At 65.2% G+C, this 14,720-nt stretch carries 13 protein-coding genes and 1 pseudogene; 4 read left to right on the top strand and 10 right to left on the bottom strand.

Annotation, left to right across the window (positions count from 1 at the left end; all coding sequences use genetic code 11):
- Window positions 1-12: 12 nt before the first annotated feature.
- The 3 genes from ACQKLX_RS11420 to dctP all read right to left on the bottom strand — a co-directional run bounded on the left by ACQKLX_RS11420 (window position 13) and on the right by dctP (window position 2,909).
- Window positions 13-1,308: a TRAP transporter large permease gene (locus tag ACQKLX_RS11420; protein ID WP_427361699.1), complete on the bottom strand. Its 1,296-nt coding sequence runs from the start codon at window positions 1,306-1,308 to the stop codon at window positions 13-15.
- On the bottom strand, window positions 1,305-1,823 hold the full coding sequence (locus ACQKLX_RS11415; protein ID WP_427361698.1) for a TRAP transporter small permease: 519 nt from the start codon (window positions 1,821-1,823) through the stop codon (window positions 1,305-1,307). Before ACQKLX_RS11415 ends, ACQKLX_RS11420 begins: the two co-directional genes overlap by 4 nt.
- Window positions 1,824-1,925: 102 nt before the next feature.
- Complete coding sequence (gene dctP, locus ACQKLX_RS11410) at window positions 1,926-2,909, bottom strand: TRAP transporter substrate-binding protein DctP (protein ID WP_427361697.1); 984 nt, start codon at window positions 2,907-2,909, stop codon at window positions 1,926-1,928.
- Between the two features lie 177 nt (window positions 2,910-3,086).
- On the opposite strand from dctP, the gene ACQKLX_RS11405 reads away from it, so the two are divergent.
- A complete protein-coding gene (locus tag ACQKLX_RS11405) occupies window positions 3,087-3,761 on the top strand; it encodes a GntR family transcriptional regulator (RefSeq protein WP_427361696.1) in 675 nt (224 codons plus the stop codon).
- 75 nt (window positions 3,762-3,836) lie between these two features.
- Here ACQKLX_RS11405 and glpX read toward each other — a convergent pair whose 3' ends face one another.
- Both glpX and ACQKLX_RS11395 read right to left on the bottom strand, forming a co-directional pair.
- The gene (gene glpX, locus ACQKLX_RS11400; RefSeq protein WP_137880319.1) at window positions 3,837-4,835 is read right to left on the bottom strand and encodes a class II fructose-bisphosphatase; all 999 of its coding nucleotides are present in this window, start codon (window positions 4,833-4,835) and stop codon (window positions 3,837-3,839) included.
- 96 nt (window positions 4,836-4,931) lie between these two features.
- The gene (locus ACQKLX_RS11395) at window positions 4,932-6,272 is read right to left on the bottom strand and encodes a homoserine dehydrogenase (protein ID WP_427361695.1); all 1,341 of its coding nucleotides are present in this window, start codon (window positions 6,270-6,272) and stop codon (window positions 4,932-4,934) included.
- 106 nt (window positions 6,273-6,378) lie between these two features.
- Between ACQKLX_RS11395 and ACQKLX_RS11390 the strand changes: the two are divergent.
- A pseudogene (locus ACQKLX_RS11390) lies at window positions 6,379-6,504 on the top strand (VOC family protein); the annotation flags it as partial.
- Here the strand turns inward: ACQKLX_RS11390 and ACQKLX_RS11385 are convergent.
- The 4 genes from ACQKLX_RS11385 to ACQKLX_RS11370 all read right to left on the bottom strand — a co-directional run bounded on the left by ACQKLX_RS11385 (window position 6,505) and on the right by ACQKLX_RS11370 (window position 9,724).
- The gene (locus ACQKLX_RS11385) at window positions 6,505-6,936 is read right to left on the bottom strand and encodes a hypothetical protein (protein WP_427361694.1); all 432 of its coding nucleotides are present in this window, start codon (window positions 6,934-6,936) and stop codon (window positions 6,505-6,507) included.
- Between the two features lie 345 nt (window positions 6,937-7,281).
- Window positions 7,282-8,502 (bottom strand): LL-diaminopimelate aminotransferase, encoded by a 1,221-nt coding sequence (locus ACQKLX_RS11380; protein ID WP_427361693.1) that lies wholly within the window; start codon window positions 8,500-8,502, stop codon window positions 7,282-7,284.
- A gap of 150 nt (window positions 8,503-8,652) precedes the next feature.
- Window positions 8,653-9,279, bottom strand: coding sequence for a glutathione S-transferase family protein (locus ACQKLX_RS11375; RefSeq protein WP_427361692.1), 627 nt, complete (start codon window positions 9,277-9,279; stop codon window positions 8,653-8,655).
- Window positions 9,280-9,358: 79 nt separating this feature from the next.
- Entirely contained in the window at window positions 9,359-9,724 is a 366-nt protein-coding gene (locus ACQKLX_RS11370) for a hypothetical protein (RefSeq protein WP_427361691.1), read from the bottom strand.
- Between the two features lie 182 nt (window positions 9,725-9,906).
- Between ACQKLX_RS11370 and ACQKLX_RS11365 the strand changes: the two genes are divergently transcribed.
- Window positions 9,907-11,673 (top strand): PHA/PHB synthase family protein, encoded by a 1,767-nt coding sequence (locus tag ACQKLX_RS11365; RefSeq protein WP_427361911.1) that lies wholly within the window; start codon window positions 9,907-9,909, stop codon window positions 11,671-11,673.
- Window positions 11,674-11,815: 142 nt separating this feature from the next.
- Here ACQKLX_RS11365 and ACQKLX_RS11360 read toward each other — a convergent pair whose 3' ends face one another.
- A complete protein-coding gene (locus tag ACQKLX_RS11360; RefSeq protein WP_427361690.1) occupies window positions 11,816-13,144 on the bottom strand; it encodes an OmpP1/FadL family transporter in 1,329 nt (442 codons plus the stop codon).
- A gap of 576 nt (window positions 13,145-13,720) precedes the next feature.
- Here ACQKLX_RS11360 and ACQKLX_RS11355 point away from each other — a divergent pair.
- Window positions 13,721-14,569 carry a fumarylacetoacetate hydrolase family protein gene (locus ACQKLX_RS11355; protein ID WP_427361689.1) on the top strand — a complete coding sequence of 283 codons (849 nt, stop codon included), beginning with the start codon at window positions 13,721-13,723 and terminating at the stop codon, window positions 14,567-14,569.
- The last annotated feature ends 151 nt before the right edge of the window (window positions 14,570-14,720 follow it).

The following is a 14,720-nucleotide window of genomic DNA, read 5'->3' as shown; positions in this document are numbered from 1 at the left end:
GGTCCTCTCCTGTCAGCCCTGGTAGCCCATCAGGCGCGGCAGCCAGAGCACGAGGCTTGGGAAGAAGGTGATCAGCGCCAGCGCCACCAGCATGGCGCCGAGAAAGGGCATGCATTCGCGCACGATCTGGCGCAGTGGCACCTCGGCGATATTGGTCATGATGAAGAGCAGGAGCCCGTAGGGCGGCGTGATCAGCCCCAGCATGATGTTGACCACGACGACGACGCCGAAATGCACCATGTCGATGCCCAGCGCCTTGGCGGTCGGGATCAGCACCGGCACGACGATGAGCAGGATCGCGGTGCCCTCGAGCAGGCAGCCGAGCACCAGCAGCAGCAGGTTGACGAGGATCAGGAAGCCGAGCGGCGACAGGTTCCAGCCGGCCAGCAGCAGGCGCAGGCTGTCGGGAATGTTCTCGATGGTGACGACGTAGTTGAAGACGAGAGCACCGGCGATCAGCATGCCGATCGAGGCGGTGGTACGGGCGCTGTAGGCGAGCGAACTGTAGAAGGCGCGGAAGCTGACGCTGCGATAGAGCAGCACCGAGACGGCGAGCGCATAGGCGGCTGCAACCGCCGCTGCCTCGGTCGGCGTGGTCGCCCCGCCATAGATGCCGCCGAGCAGCACGACCGGCATCATCAGCGCCGGGAAAGCGCGCCAGGTGATGCCGGGCAATCGGCGCAAGGGGATCGGCGGCTCGACCGGGAAATTGCGGCGCTTCGCCGCCGAGGCGACGATCGCCATCTGCGCCAGCGCCATCAGCAGGCCGGGGATGACACCGCCGAGGAAAAGGAAGCCGATCGAAGCGTCCGAGACCAGCGCGTAGAGCACCATCGGGATCGAGGGCGGGATGATCGGCCCGATCACCGAGGATGCCGCCGTCAGCGCCGCGGCGAAGGCCGGCGGGTACTTGCCGTCCTTGGTCATCATCGCCTGCATCATCCGCCCGGTGCCGGCCGCGTCGGCAATGGCGGAGCCGGACATGCCGGCGAAGATCACGCTCTGGACGATATTGACATGGGCGAGCCCGCCCCTGAAGCGGCCGACCAGCGCATCGCAGAAGCGCAGCAGCCGTTCCGTCATCGAGCCGATGTTCATCAGTTCCGCCGCCAGGATGAAGAGCGGCACGGCGAGGATGACGTAGTTGGTGTACATGCCGTTGAGCAATTGCTCGGCGGCGATCGAGAGATCCTGTCCGGCGACGAGCAGATAGAGGATCGAGCCGGCGATCATCGCATGGCCGATCGGCAGGCCGAGCAGCGACAGCGTGACGATGGCGAGGATGGCGAGGGAGAACGGCGTGCTCATACGCCCGAGCCCGCCTTGGTCGGATCGAAAGCCTCAGGCGCCTTGCCGCGCAAGGCGCTGAAGCCGAGCCAGAGGTAGCGGATGATCGCGCCGACCGCGAAGGCGATATAGATCGCGTAGACCCAGTTGAACGGGATCTTCAGATAGGCGGTACGCTCGACCTTCATGAAGGCGACGTAGTCGACCATCGCCGGCAGCGAGATCACATAGAGCACGACGAGCGCCGTCGCGGTGATCAGTGCCATGACACGGCGCGGGCCGGGCCCGACCGCGCCATAGATGATGTCGAAGCGGATCTCCTCGCTCTCGCGCAGGACGAAGCCGGCGCCGAACAGCACGAGCCAGAGCCAGAGGATGACGCTGATCTCGTGCGTCCAGCCGATCGGGAAATTGAGCAGATAGCGGAAGACGATCTGCACCAGGAAGACGAGGAACATCGCGCCGAGCATCAGCGCGAGCAGGTTCTCGGCCCGGCGCGCCATGAAGGCGCCGAGTGCTTTCAGCGAGTTCGGCATCGCCCCTCCGATGAAATTCGGCCCGCCGGCCCCTCCCGCGGCGGGCCACGCCAGCCCCGAAGGACCAGCGCTAGACCTCGGTCACTCCCGCGTAACGATACGCTAGAGCGCGTTGATCTTGTCGAGCATGCCGGGCACCCAGCCCTTGGCCAGCTCGGATTCCAGGTATTTCTTCTGCGCGAAGTCGCGGAAGGCCTTGAGATCGGGCGTATAGACCTCGAGCCCCTGCTTCTTGAAGAAATCGACCAGCTCGGCCTCCTTGGCGAGGTGCTCCTTGGTGCTCCAGTCGATCGCAGCGTCGGCCGCGGCCTGGAAGGCCGCCTGCTTCTTGACATCCATCCCGTCCCAGACGCGCTTGGTGACGCAGAGCAGGTCGAAGCCGACGAGATGCGAGGTCAGCACGATCTGCGAGGAGACCTCGTAGAACTTCATGTTCTGGACGTTGGGCAGCGGGTTGTCCTGCCCGTCGATCGCGCCGCTCTGCAGGCCGGTATAGACCTCGGCATAGGCCATCGGCGTCGGATTGGCGCCGAGCGACTGGCCGAGGAACTGCCAGGCGTCGCCGCCCGGCATACGCAGCTTGACGCCGGCGAGATCGGCCGGAGTGTTGACCTTCTTCTTCGGCTTCAAGCCGACCTGGCGGGCGCCGAAATAGGTCGGCCCGAGGATTTTGATGTTGAGCTTGTCCTCGGCCATCTTCTTGAGCTCGGCGCCGACCGGGCTGGCGAAGACCTTCTTGAGATGGGCGGCGTCGCGGAAGAGATAGGCCGAGGTGACGATCGACCAGGCCGGGATCTGGTTCGAGACGTCCTGCGGCGCGATGTTCCCCATTTCGAGGTTGTTGCGCTGCATGGCGACCAGCTCGGTGCCCTGCTTGAACAGGTTGCCGCCGTAATAGGGTTGCAGCGTGAAGTCGTCTTTGATGGCCTCGCCGAAGCGCTTCATCATCTCGGCGCGGATGTCCTGCTCCGAGAACACCGCCGAGAAGCGCAGATTGGGTTTGGCCTGCGCGAAGGCCCCTCCGCCCGTCAGTGCGAGTGCGCCACCGGCCGCGAGCAGAGCGCGCCTGTCGATTCCCTGTTTCATGCCGTTCCTCCCTGCGGGTTGGCCCCGCTTCGTGGCAGACCATGCCCAACGGCAATTCAGCAATCAACTGGTATTTTTATTTTCCTCTGATGATTTCGATTTCACCAGAGCAATTGTGCCTCCCCTGCTCCGCCGCTAAGCTCGTGTCGTCAGCCGCAGTTCCGGACGGACCCACCTATGTTGAATTACGCGCCGCCGACCGCCTCGATCGGAGAGCTCGCCTATCGGCGCATCCGGGCGGACATCGTCTTCGGCCGGCTGGCGCCGGCGCAGCGCCTCAAGCTCGACGATCTGCGCGAGACCTATGGCACCAGCATCAGCACGTTGCGCGAGATCCTGAACAGGCTCTCGTCGGAGGGGCTGGTCGAGGCCGAGGGCCAGAAGGGCTTCATGGTTGCGGCGGTCTCGGCCAGGAATCTCAGCGAGATCGCGGCACTACGTCTCCTGCTGGAAGGGCACGCCCTCGCCCAATCCTTCGCGGCCGGTGACATGGAATGGGAAGGCCGCGTCGTCGCCGCCCATCACAAGCTGGCGCTGATGGAAAAGCGCATGCTCGACAATGACCGGGCCGATCCCGAACTGTGGAAGCGCTATGACTGGGAGTTCCATCATGCGCTGATCTCGGCCTGCGGCTCGCAGGTGCTGATGGAGACGCATGCCTCGGTCTATGACCGCTATCTGCGCTACCAGATGGTCGCCGTGATCTTCCGCGGCGAAATCGCGGCGCAGGAGCATCAGACCCTGCTCGACTGCGCGATGCGCCGCGACATCGCACGCGCCACCGAGATTCTGACGACGCATATCAACGCCTGCGTCGAGCACACGCTCGCCGGCGACATGCTGCAAGGCTGAGCAAGTCAGCTCAAACGACAAAGCCCGCCCCGCATCTCCGCGGAACGGGCCTTGCTGTCGCAGCAGGCGATGTTGTCAGTCGAGCTTGAACTTCGAGAGTTCGCGGTGCTCGCCATAGATGCGGCGGACGGTGCCAGTGATCGAGCGATAGACGATCGTCTCGGTCTCGATCACCTCGGGCCCGAAGCGCACGCCCGAGAGCATGCCGCCATCGGTGACGCCGGTGGCGCAGACGATGACGTCGCCCGAGGCCATCTCGGCCATGTCGTACTTCTTGTTCGGGTCCTTGACGCCCATGGTCGCGGCGCGCTTGCGCTTTTCCTCGGTGTCGAGGATCAAGCGGCCCTGCATCTGGCCGCCGACGCAGCGCAGCGCCGCCGCGGCGAGCACGCCCTCGGGCGCGCCGCCGATGCCGAGATAGAGGTCGATGCCGGTCTTCTCCGGCTCGGTGCAGAAGATCACGCCGGCGACGTCGCCATCGGTGATCAGGCGGATCGAAGCACCGGTCTTGCGGACTTCCGCGATCAGCTTCTCGTGGCGCGGCCGATCCATGATCAGCGTGTTGATCTCATGCGGCTTGACGCCCTTGGCCCGAGCGAGCGCGTTGATGTTGTCGGCAGCCGAAGCGTCGAGATCGACGATCCCTTGCGGATAGCCGGGGCCGATCGCGATCTTGTTCATGTAGACGTCGGGGGCGTAGAGCAGCTGGCCGGCGCCGGCCATCGCCATCACCGCGATCGAACCCGGCATGTCTTTGGCGCAGAGCGTCGTGCCCTCGAGCGGGTCGACGGCGATGTGGACCTTGGGGCCCTGCTTGTTGCCGACCTTCTCGCCGATGAAGAGCATCGGCGCCTCGTCGCGCTCGCCCTCGCCGATGACGATCTCACCGTCGATCGGCAAGCGGTTGAGCTCGCGCCGCATCGCATCGACCGCGGCCTGGTCGGCCGCCTTCTCGTCGCCATGGCCGCGCAGACGGGCGGCGGCGACGGCGGCACGCTCGGTGACACGCACCAGTTCCATCGAGAGATAGCGCTCGATGATCTGGTCGGGCGAGATGCGGAGATCGACGGACATGGGGACTCCCTGAGCGCGATTAGCGGATGGCAGAGGTAAATAGCGAACGGATTGGCGAGGATATGGCGAAGCCGTATGCGACCGCGCCGACCATGCTCATTCCCGCTCGATGCGGATGACTTGCGGCGCTTCGGCGATATGGCCGTCGGCGCTGACCTTCTCCAGCGCGCCGCGGATGGCCTGCTCGCTGGTGGCATAGGTGATCAGCACGACGGGAACCGGCGCGCCGGAGCGCCCGCCGGGGTCCTGCTGGGCAGCAATCTCGGAGCGACGCTGGACGATGCTCTCGAGCGAGATATCGGCCTCGGCCATCCGGGTCGCGATCGCGGCCGCGGCGCCGGGACGGTCGGCAACAGCGAGGCGGATGTAGTAGCCGCCCTCATGGCGCTGCATCGGCGCGCGCGTCGGCTGCTCCAGCCGGGCGACCGGCATGCCGAAAGGCTGGCCGGCCGTGCCGCGGGCGACGTCGGCGATGTCGGCGATCACCGCCGAAGCGGTCGGGCCGCCGCCGGCACCGGGGCCGACCAGAGTGATCTCGCGGACCGCATCGGCGTCGATGGTGACCGCGTTGGTGACGCCCATGACCTGCGCGATCGCGGACGACTTCGGCACCATGGTCGGGTGTACGCGCTGCTCGATGCCGGTCTTGGTGCGCTCGGCGACGCCGAGCAGCTTGATCCGGTAGCCGAGCTCGTCGGCCATCTTCAAGTCGAGCGGCGTGATCGAGGAAATGCCTTCGACATGAATCGCTTCCGCGTCGATCTTCGTACCGAAGGCGAGGCTGGTCAGGATGGCGAGCTTGTGGGCGGTGTCGAAGCCCTCGACGTCGAAGGTCGGGTCGGCTTCGGCATAGCCGAGGCGCTGCGCGTCCTTCAGGCAGGCCTCGAAGGTCAGGCCCTCCAGCTCCATGCGCGAGAGGATGTAATTGCAGGTGCCGTTGAGGATGCCGTAGAGCCGGCTGACATTGTTGCCCGAGAGCGCCTCGCGCAGCGTCTTCACCACCGGGATGCCACCGGCCGAGGACGCCTCGAAGGCGAGCGCCGCCCCCTTGCTCTCGGCGAGCTCGGCGAGCGCGACGCCATGGGCCGCGAGCAGCGCCTTGTTGGCGGTGACGACATGCTTGCCGGCGGACAGCGCGGTCTCGACCGCCTTCTTGGCCGGGCCGTCCGAGCCGCCGATCAGCTCGATCAGGCAATCGATCTCGGGCGAGGCGGCGAGCGCGACCGGATCGTCGAACCAGGCGAAGCCGGAGATGTCGATGCCGCGATCGCGGTTGCGATCACGCGCGGAGACCGCCGTCACCCGCACCGGCCGGCCGCAGCGGGCGGCGAGCGCGTTCTCCTGGCGCTTGAGAATGCCGGCGACCGCCGCGCCGACTGTTCCCAGGCCGGCGATGCCGACGCGCAGGGGCCTGATCTCGGAGGGAGCAGCGTGCATGGTCATGATCGGCGGGGTCGCATGAGGCGCGCGGGGAGTCAACGGCGAAGGGGTGGAGGGAACCTGTCCGCAAACGCTGGATTGAGTACGCAATGCGGAGGTATCCGATGCTGAAGATCGGCTCGATCGTCTGGGGCGTGCGGAACGTGCCGAGTGGCGCTACCCGGAAGGCGCCGACTACATCGTTCTGGAAGATCCAGACGGGAACCGCTTCTGCGTCATCGAGAAGTGACTACTCGAAGCGGCAGACGACCTCGGCGGCGAGCTTGTTGACCTTACCACCCTCGAAGCCGAGATAGAGCCGCAACAGCTGGTTGCCGAAGGCAGTGATCTTGATGGTGCGCAGCGCCTCGATGCTGTCGCCGTCCGCCTGGGTCGAATTCTCGTCGACCGGCTTCCAGAACCAGGGCTTCGGCGCCCGGATCACGGCCTGCGCCAGCAATTGCTCGGCTTCGGCGCGTCCCATTCCAGTCGGGAAATATCTGGCGGCGATCTCGGTCGCGTCGCGGCCGCACTCCTTGGCCCGCGATGCGGTCAGGACGTCGGCGATCAGGGCCGAGTCGGTGTCGGTATTGCGGCCGCGCGAGAAATCATAGGTCGCGAACAGGCAGACCAGCGCGAACAGGCCGAACACGATCCCGATCAACCGGCCCTTCGAGACCATGATGCGCGCTCAGTCCTTGCTATCCGCCCCGCCTCTTGGGTTCCCATGTTTCGGCGGTTCGGTCCAGTGCCGGCGCGCAACACTGACGGCCGTCTTTCCGGGGCAGCCCAAAGGGCTGAGCCCGGAACCCATGAACACGATCGTTCCGAGCAGGGCTCCGTCATTCCGGCTGCAGCGAAGCGGAACGCCGGAATCCATCATGAGGCACTGTACTCTACGATGGATTCCGGAGCTGCACGCCTTCGGCGCTTGTCCGGAATGACGGTGCCTTTGGATGCGGTCTTCGTGTTCATGGTTTCCGGGCTCGCTGCTGCGCAACGCCCCGGAATGACGGCTCGCCTCGCCCTACCCCGCCTTCGGCATCTGGATGACGTTGTGCAGGGTCTGGTCAGCGCTCTTGAGGAAGCGGCCGATATTGCGGGCGGCCTGGCGGATGCGCTGCTCGTTCTCGACGATGGCGATGCGGACATAGTCGTCGCCATGCTCGCCGAAACCGATGCCGGGCGCGACTGCGACCTCGGCCTTCTCGATCAGCAGCTTGGAGAACTCCAGCGAACCGAGATGGCGGAACTTCTCCGGGATCGGCACCCAGGCGAACATCGAGGCCTGCGGCGCCGGGAACTCCCAGCCGGCCTTGCCGAAGCTCTCGACCAGCGCGTCGCGGCGCTTGCGATAGACGTCGCGCATCTCGCGGATGCAGTCGTCCGGGCCGTTCAGCGCCGCCGCCGCCGCGACCTGGATCGGCGTATAGGCACCGTAGTCAAGATAGGACTTCACCCGCGCCAGCGCCGCCAGCAGCTTCTCGTTGCCGACGGCGAAGCCCATGCGCCAGCCGGCCATGGAGAAGGTCTTCGACATCGAGGTGAACTCGACGGCGACGTCGATCGCGCCCGGCACCTGCAGCATCGAGGGCGGCGGGTCGTTCTCGTCGAAATAGACCTCGGCATAGGCGAGATCGGAGAGCAGGATCAGCTCGTGCCTCTTCGCGAAGGCGACGAGGTCGCGATAGAAATCGAGCGAGGCAGTGTAGGCGGTCGGGTTCGCGGGATAGCAGGTGACGAGCGCGATCGGCTTCGGCACCGAATGCGCCATCGCCCGCTCCACCGCCGGGAAGAAGGCCGGTGTCGGCTCGGCCGGAACCGAGCGGATGACACCGCCCGCCATCAGGAAGCCGAAGGCGTGGATCGGATAGCTCGGATTGGGCACGAGCACGACGTCGCCCGGGCCGGTGATGGCCTGCGCCATATTGGCGAAGCCTTCCTTAGAGCCCAGCGTCGCGACGATCTGCGTGTCGGGGTTGAGCGTCACCCCGAAGCGGCGCTGGTAGTAATGCGCCTGGGCGCGGCGCAGACCGGCGATGCCCTTGGAGGCGGAATAGCGGTCGGTGCGCGGCTTGCCGGCAGTCTCGACCAGCTTCTCGATGACGTGCTTGGGCGCGGGCAGATCGGGATTGCCCATGCCGAGATCGATGATGTCGACGCCCTTGGCGCGCTCGGCTGCCTTGATCTTGTTGACCTGTTCGAAAACATAGGGCGGCAGGCGCTTGATGCGGTGGAAATCGGTCATCTCGACAACAGGTCCTTGCGGATCGCCGCACGATGGCGCGGCAAATCACATTCTTGCGTTACGCTGCCTTACCACCGCAGCTTTCGCCCTGACAGCGCAAAAAACGCAAGATTCATCGAAAGGCACAGCATGCCTCTTCGGAGCAACGTTTCAGGCCGGCGGAATGAAAGGCTGGCTGATGGTCCGGAACACGTCGAGCGCCTCGCAGCGGGCTGAGTGCGCCTCCAGCGCCGGATAATCGCCGAGGGCGACCAGGTCGGGATGCGCATCACTGGCGAAGCGCAGCGCGCAGGCGAGCGCGATGTCGGCATGGCCGATCCGCTCGCTGAACCACCAGTCGCCGCCCCGTTCGGCCCGCTCCCGTTCCAATGCCGCGACGGTGCCCGCGATCTGGCTGCGGCAGCGCCCGGCCCAGGTCTCGGAGATCTGGTCGTGCAGCTTCAACTCGTAGAACAGGCTCACCGCCTTCTCGGCCAACCCCATCGCCAGCCCGGCAAGGCGCAGCGCGCGATGACGGGCCGGCTCCTCGCGAGGAAACAGGGCTCTCTCGGTCGGCATCAAGCCGTCGAGATAATCGAGCATGGCATGGCTCTCGACCAGCACGAGCCCGTCATCGAGTTGGAGCGTCGGCACGCGGACCAGCGGGTTGAGCGGCCCGATCTTCTCGCCATTCCCGAAGACCGACCAGGGCCGGTGCTCGAAGGGCAGTTCGTACAGCGTCAGCGCGATGCCGACGCGGCGCACGAAGGGCGAATCATACTGGCCGATCAGGATCATTGCGGCAGCTCCGGCGCGAGGACCGCGATTGGAGCCGCCTGACCAGCGTCAGGCAAGCGAACTCACGCGCGCCGCCCACTCATTCCTTTGGTAGCGGCGGTGGGGCGGGAGGCGGCGCCGGCGGCGGCAGGACCTTGCCCAGGCTTTGCGCCTGCGTGCCTGCCGCCTCGTTGGAGATTCGCTTGGCGTCGAGCTCCGCCTCGAGCTTCTTGAACTCGTCCACGGTCTTGCGCTTGGCCTGTCGCGAGACGGTCGTGCCGATGGGGATGTATTTCGGATCCTGCGGCCTGGTCTCGACCACGAAGGGCTTGGGTTCGCCCGGTGTCGTGGCGAAATCGGTCATTTCGGCCACGCCACGAGCAGCCTGGCAGCCACCGAGCGCAGCCCCGGCGAGCAGGACCAGCCCGGCCGCCTTGAGCGAGATTTGAGTCCGCCTGTCAGCCATCGCCCTGCTTCCGCAAAATTTCTTTGTCACTCATACCGGTTAGGTCCTTAATGGGTCCAAAATGGGGAGTGCAACTCCTGCGTAAGGCTACCAAGGGGAGCGCCATCATGTGTCCGCCTGCTGACGAGAAGGGCAAAGCCCACCGGAAACCGGCAGAAGCGCCGTCGGCGGAGCTGCCGGTGATGCCCGATTTCGAAGCGATGGCGCAGAACATGGGCAAGCTGGTCGAGCAGGCCGGCAAGGTGACGGCCGCCTATATGAAGCCGATCGAGCGGGGCGAGGCGAAGACCGGCCAGGCCGACGAAGCGAGCGAGATGGTCAAGGTGCTCGGCCGCGTCGCGGAACGCTGGGTCAGCGATCCCCAGAAGATCATCGAGGCCCAAGGCGCGATCACCAGCGATTTCCTCAATCTGTGGAGTTCGACGCTGAAGCGCCTCGGCGGCGAGCAGGTCGAGCCTGTGATAGCGCCCGAGAAACGGGATGCCCGCTTCGCCGATCCCGAATGGAACAGCCATCCGGTCTTCGACTTCGTCAAGCAGGCCTATCTGCTGACGACGCGCTGGGCCGAAGGCATGGTCGAGCAGGCCGACGATCTCGATGCGCATACGCGCGACAAGGCGCGCTTCTACGTCAAGCAGATCGCGGGGGCGCTGGCCCCGTCGAATTTCGTCGCGACCAATCCCGAGCTGCTGCGCGAAACCATGGCGCAGAACGGCGAGAACCTCGTGCGCGGCATGAAGATGCTGGCCGAGGACATCGAGGCTGGCGGCGGCGAGCTCAAGATCCGGCAATCCGATGCCGGCGCCTTCCAGATCGGCGTCAACATCGCGACGACGCCGGGCAAGGTCATCTACCGCAACGACATCATCGAGTTGATCCAATACGCGCCGGCGACAGAAACCGTGCTGAAGCGCCCGCTGCTGATCGTGCCGCCATGGATCAACAAGTTCTATATCCTCGACCTCAACGCCGAGAAGAGCTTCATCCGCTGGTGCGTCTCGCAGGGCTTGAGCGTCTTCTGCATCTCCTGGGTCAATCCCGACCACCGGCATGCGCTCAAGGATTTCGAGAGCTACATGCGCGAAGGCATCTTCGCCGCCCTTGAAGCGATCGAGCAGGTGACCGGCGAGAAGCAGGTGTCTTCGATCGGCTATTGCGTCGGCGGCACGCTGCTCGGCGTCACCCTCGCCTACATGGCCGCAACGAAGGACAAGCGCATCGCCAGCGCGACCTTCTTCACCACACAGGTTGACTTCGCCCATGCCGGCGAGCTCTCGGTCTTCGTCGACGAGGAGCAGATCCGCGCCGTCGAGGAGCAGATGGCCGAGCGCGGCTATCTCGACGGCGCCCGGATGTCGGGCGCCTTCAACATGCTCAGGCCGAACGACCTGATCTGGTCCTACGCGGTCAACAACTACCTGAAGGGCAAGGCGCCGACCCCGTTCGACCTGCTCTACTGGAATTCGGATTCGACCCGGATGCCGGCGGCGAACCACTCCTTCTACCTGCGCAACTGCTATCTCGAGAACAAGCTGAGCAAGGGCGAGATGCGCCTCGGCGGCAAGCTGCTCGACCTGAAGAAGGTGACGATCCCGATCTACAATCTGGCGACGCGCGAGGATCATATCGCCCCGGCCAAGTCGGTATTCGTGGGGTCGCAGACCTTCGGCGGCCCGGTCGACTATGTCATGGCCGGCTCCGGCCATATCGCCGGCGTGGTCAACCCGCCAACCAAGGTGAAGTACCAGTACTGGACCGGCCCGAAACCCGCGGGCGCCTTCGAGGACTGGATCAAGCAGACCGAGGAGCATCCGGGCTCCTGGTGGCCGCACTGGCTTGCCTGGGTGGAGAAGCAGGCGCCAAAGCGCGTCAAGCCGCGCATCCCCGGCGAAGGCCCCCTGCCCGCGCTGGAGGATGCGCCGGGCAGTTATGTGAAGATCAAGGCTTAGGCGGCGGCTCCGATCGCAGGCCCGCGCTCTTGGCCGCTCACCTTGGCGGCGTGAGTTTTGCGCCACGCCTGGTCCCCGATCCATTCATGACAACAAAAAAGCCGGCCCGAAGGCCGGCTTTTCAATGTCGCGGAAGCTCCGCTCAGTTCTTGCGGACGACCGGGCGAACCGGGATCGTCTCGACGGGGTTGTCCCAGCGATAAGTGAGCGCGGCCGAAACGATGTGGATATAGGGCTTGGCATCGGCGGTGTAGAGCACCGCGGACTGCTGCGGATGCGTGCCCGTGTACCGCACCGAGGCTTCCTTCACGTGGATATAGGTGTAGCCGACGTCGAGCTTGAGCTTGTCGGTGACCTGATAGCTACCACCGGCCGAGAGCCAGAGACGGTCGTTGTCGGAGATGAACAGCGTCCGGTTGCGATCGTTGACCGCGGAGAGCTCATAACCAATACCGGCGCGCAGAGTCAGGTCGCGATTATACTTGTATTCGGCACCGGCGGAGAAATACCAGGCGTCGTCATACTGGAAGTTCAGGCTGGTCGCCGGCCGGCCAGTGATCGTGCTGACGATCGGGATGTTGCGGAAGCGGCTCCAATTGGTCCATTCGACGCCGGCATGAATCTGCCACTGGTCGTTGATTTCCTGCGACAGGCCGAAGACCACGGAGTCGGGCAGGTTCAGGCTCGCCTTGACCGGCTGGCCGCCCAGCGGCGTACGCAAGCTGCCCGTCAGGGTCTGGCGTACGGGAGAGCGGTAAGCGAGGCCGATCGTCGTGCCCTTGAACGGAGTCAGGTTCACACCGAACCGGTAGCCGAAGTCGATCGTATCGCCCTCGATGATGACCGGTGCCGAGGTCGGCGCCGGCGTCGCGGCGGTCTTGAGGGAGGCGTTGAAGTACTGGACCTGCAAGGCCGCACCGACCGAGATCCAGTCATTGACCTGGTAGCCGATGGTCGGCGAGACGTTGATCGTCTGGACCTTGGCCGAGCGGCTGTAGACCTGCCCCGCATTGATCTGGTTGTCGGGCTTCGAACGCAGGCCATAGGGAGCGCCCGTGGTCAGGCCGATCCAGAAGCGGTCGGTCAGCTGCCAGGCGGAGTAGGAGGCCGGAACGAAGGCGCCGTTGCCACCGATGTTGCCCGTGCCGTTCTGCAGCGGACTCGGCGTGCCCAATGGCGCGAAGGGCGGAGCCAAACGCGTCGTCGAGGTCGGATCATAGCTGGCGTTGGCGTAGATATAGGTGAAGTTCCACTGGCTGTTGCGGCCCGGGAACATGGTGATCGTCGCCGGGTTCCAGGCCATCGCGCCCATGCCGATGCCGCCCGAGGCCGCGCCGGCATAGGCCATGCCGAGACCTTCGGCGCTCTGGCCAGAGCGGATCGCGAAGGAGCTCGCCGAAGCCGCGCCGGCTGCCAGCAGCGCCGAAAGCGAGACGGTGGCGGCGGCGGTGAGTTTCAGAAGGCTCTTCATCGCGGCGTCTTCCCCAGGCTGAGGTTCTTGTTGTGGCGGTTGCGGCGAAGCATGCCGCGGAATCTGTCATCACAATGCCGCCTGCCGGTTTGTGCCGCAATCCCGCCTTGATCGCCTTCAAATCGCCATGCTCGGCCGGGTTTCCGCATCGGCATGGCAAAAAAAGTGCAAAAATGACGCATTTCGCGCATCCCGCATCAAAGCCGGCGTCAGAAAAGATGGTTTAGATACGAACTATCGTGGATTTTGCCATTGTGCGCCGCAACATAACCCTATCCACGGGTTCGAAACGACGGCGCGCTTTAGCGAAGAGCGTTGCATAAGCGCCACAATCCCGGGAGCCCTTTCTGTCGGCTTGCAGCGCGAACCGGCCGACAAACGGTCTCGACATCGAAAATCGGGGACTGATTCACCATCGGAGCTGCGGAAGCCCGGTCGAATCCGGCTCTCGCATGCCCGCAGGCGTGGCATGCGTCGGTGCGGGCTTGCATCAGACGGGCAGTCCGCACAGAATCACCACGACCTTCGGTCTTGCCTTTCAACCCTATTGAAACGATTGAAAAAGGGGGAAACGACGTGAAATTGGTTCGTTACGGCGCATTCGGCCAGGAGAAGCCCGGTCTGATCGACGCCGCTGGCAAGCTGCGCGACCTCTCGGCGCATGTCTCCGACTTCGCCGGCGCGACGCTGAAGTCGGCCTCCCTCGCCAAGCTGAAGGCGCTGTCCCCCGAATCGCTGCCGCTGGTCGATGGCTCGCCGCGTATCGGCGCCTGCGTCGGCGATGTCCGCAACTTCATCGCCGTCGGCCTCAACTTCGCCGACCACGCCGCCGAGACCGGCGCGCCGATCCCGGCCGAGCCGATCCTGTTCAACAAGGCGCCGAACTGCATCGTCGGCCCCAATGACGACGTGATCATTCCGAAGAACTCGAAGAAGACCGACTGGGAAGTCGAGCTCGCCATCGTGATCGGCGACGGCGGCTCCTATATCGCGGAGAAGGACGCGATGGCGGCGATCGCCGGCTTCTGCGTCTGCAACGACGTCTCCGAGCGCGAATTCCAGACCGAGCGCGGCGGCCAATGGGCCAAGGGCAAGGGCTGCCCGACCTTCGGCCCGCTCGGCCCCTGGCTGGTGACGCCGGACGAGATCGCCGACGTGCAGAACCTAGCGATGTGGCTCGAGGTCGACGGCGAGCGCGTCCAGAACGGCTCGACCAAGACGATGATCTTCGGCGCCGCCTATCTCGTCCACTATATCAGCCAGTTCATGCAGCTCGATCCGGGCGACGTCATCACCACCGGCACCCCGCCGGGTGTCGGCCTTGGCTTCAAGCCGCCGCGCTTCCTCAAGGGCGGCGAGACCGTCGCCCTCGGCATCGAGGGCCTCGGCACGCAGAAGCAGCTCTTCAAGCCCTACGCGGGCTGACGATATCCTGCGCAGATGTGAAGGGCGCTGCCGGGCCTCCGGCCGCGCCCGTTTTTAAAACCCGCACGCCGCGCGCCAACAGCGTCTGCAGCCCGGGGGGGTTCCGGTCCAGGTGTATACGACCTCACCGGGGTTCGTGTAGACCGTAATC

The sequence above is a fragment of the Allobosea sp. NPDC003192 genome (assembly GCF_050275675.1).
In the GTDB taxonomy this organism is placed as follows: Bacteria; Pseudomonadota; Alphaproteobacteria; order Rhizobiales; family Beijerinckiaceae; genus Allobosea.
Note: the sequence above shows the minus strand (reverse complement) of the source record. Positions and strands in the feature narration are given on the sequence as shown.

What these genes read in the sequence shown, in the direction of transcription:
- ACQKLX_RS11420 (WP_427361699.1), bottom strand. Translation starts at nt 1,308, where the DNA reads ATGAGCACGCCGTTCTCCCTCGCCATCCTCGCCATCGTCACGCTGTCG.
- ACQKLX_RS11415 (WP_427361698.1), bottom strand. Translation starts at nt 1,823, where the DNA reads ATGCCGAACTCGCTGAAAGCACTCGGCGCCTTCATGGCGCGCCGGGCC.
- dctP (WP_427361697.1), bottom strand. Translation starts at nt 2,909, where the DNA reads ATGAAACAGGGAATCGACAGGCGCGCTCTGCTCGCGGCCGGTGGCGCA.
- ACQKLX_RS11405 (WP_427361696.1), top strand. Translation starts at nt 3,087, where the DNA reads ATGTTGAATTACGCGCCGCCGACCGCCTCGATCGGAGAGCTCGCCTAT.
- glpX (WP_137880319.1), bottom strand. Translation starts at nt 4,835, where the DNA reads ATGTCCGTCGATCTCCGCATCTCGCCCGACCAGATCATCGAGCGCTAT.
- ACQKLX_RS11395 (WP_427361695.1), bottom strand. Translation starts at nt 6,272, where the DNA reads ATGCACGCTGCTCCCTCCGAGATCAGGCCCCTGCGCGTCGGCATCGCC.
- ACQKLX_RS11385 (WP_427361694.1), bottom strand. Translation starts at nt 6,936, where the DNA reads ATGGTCTCGAAGGGCCGGTTGATCGGGATCGTGTTCGGCCTGTTCGCG.
- ACQKLX_RS11380 (WP_427361693.1), bottom strand. Translation starts at nt 8,502, where the DNA reads ATGACCGATTTCCACCGCATCAAGCGCCTGCCGCCCTATGTTTTCGAA.
- ACQKLX_RS11375 (WP_427361692.1), bottom strand. Translation starts at nt 9,279, where the DNA reads ATGATCCTGATCGGCCAGTATGATTCGCCCTTCGTGCGCCGCGTCGGC.
- ACQKLX_RS11370 (WP_427361691.1), bottom strand. Translation starts at nt 9,724, where the DNA reads ATGGCTGACAGGCGGACTCAAATCTCGCTCAAGGCGGCCGGGCTGGTC.
- ACQKLX_RS11365 (WP_427361911.1), top strand. Translation starts at nt 9,907, where the DNA reads ATGCCCGATTTCGAAGCGATGGCGCAGAACATGGGCAAGCTGGTCGAG.
- ACQKLX_RS11360 (WP_427361690.1), bottom strand. Translation starts at nt 13,144, where the DNA reads ATGAAGAGCCTTCTGAAACTCACCGCCGCCGCCACCGTCTCGCTTTCG.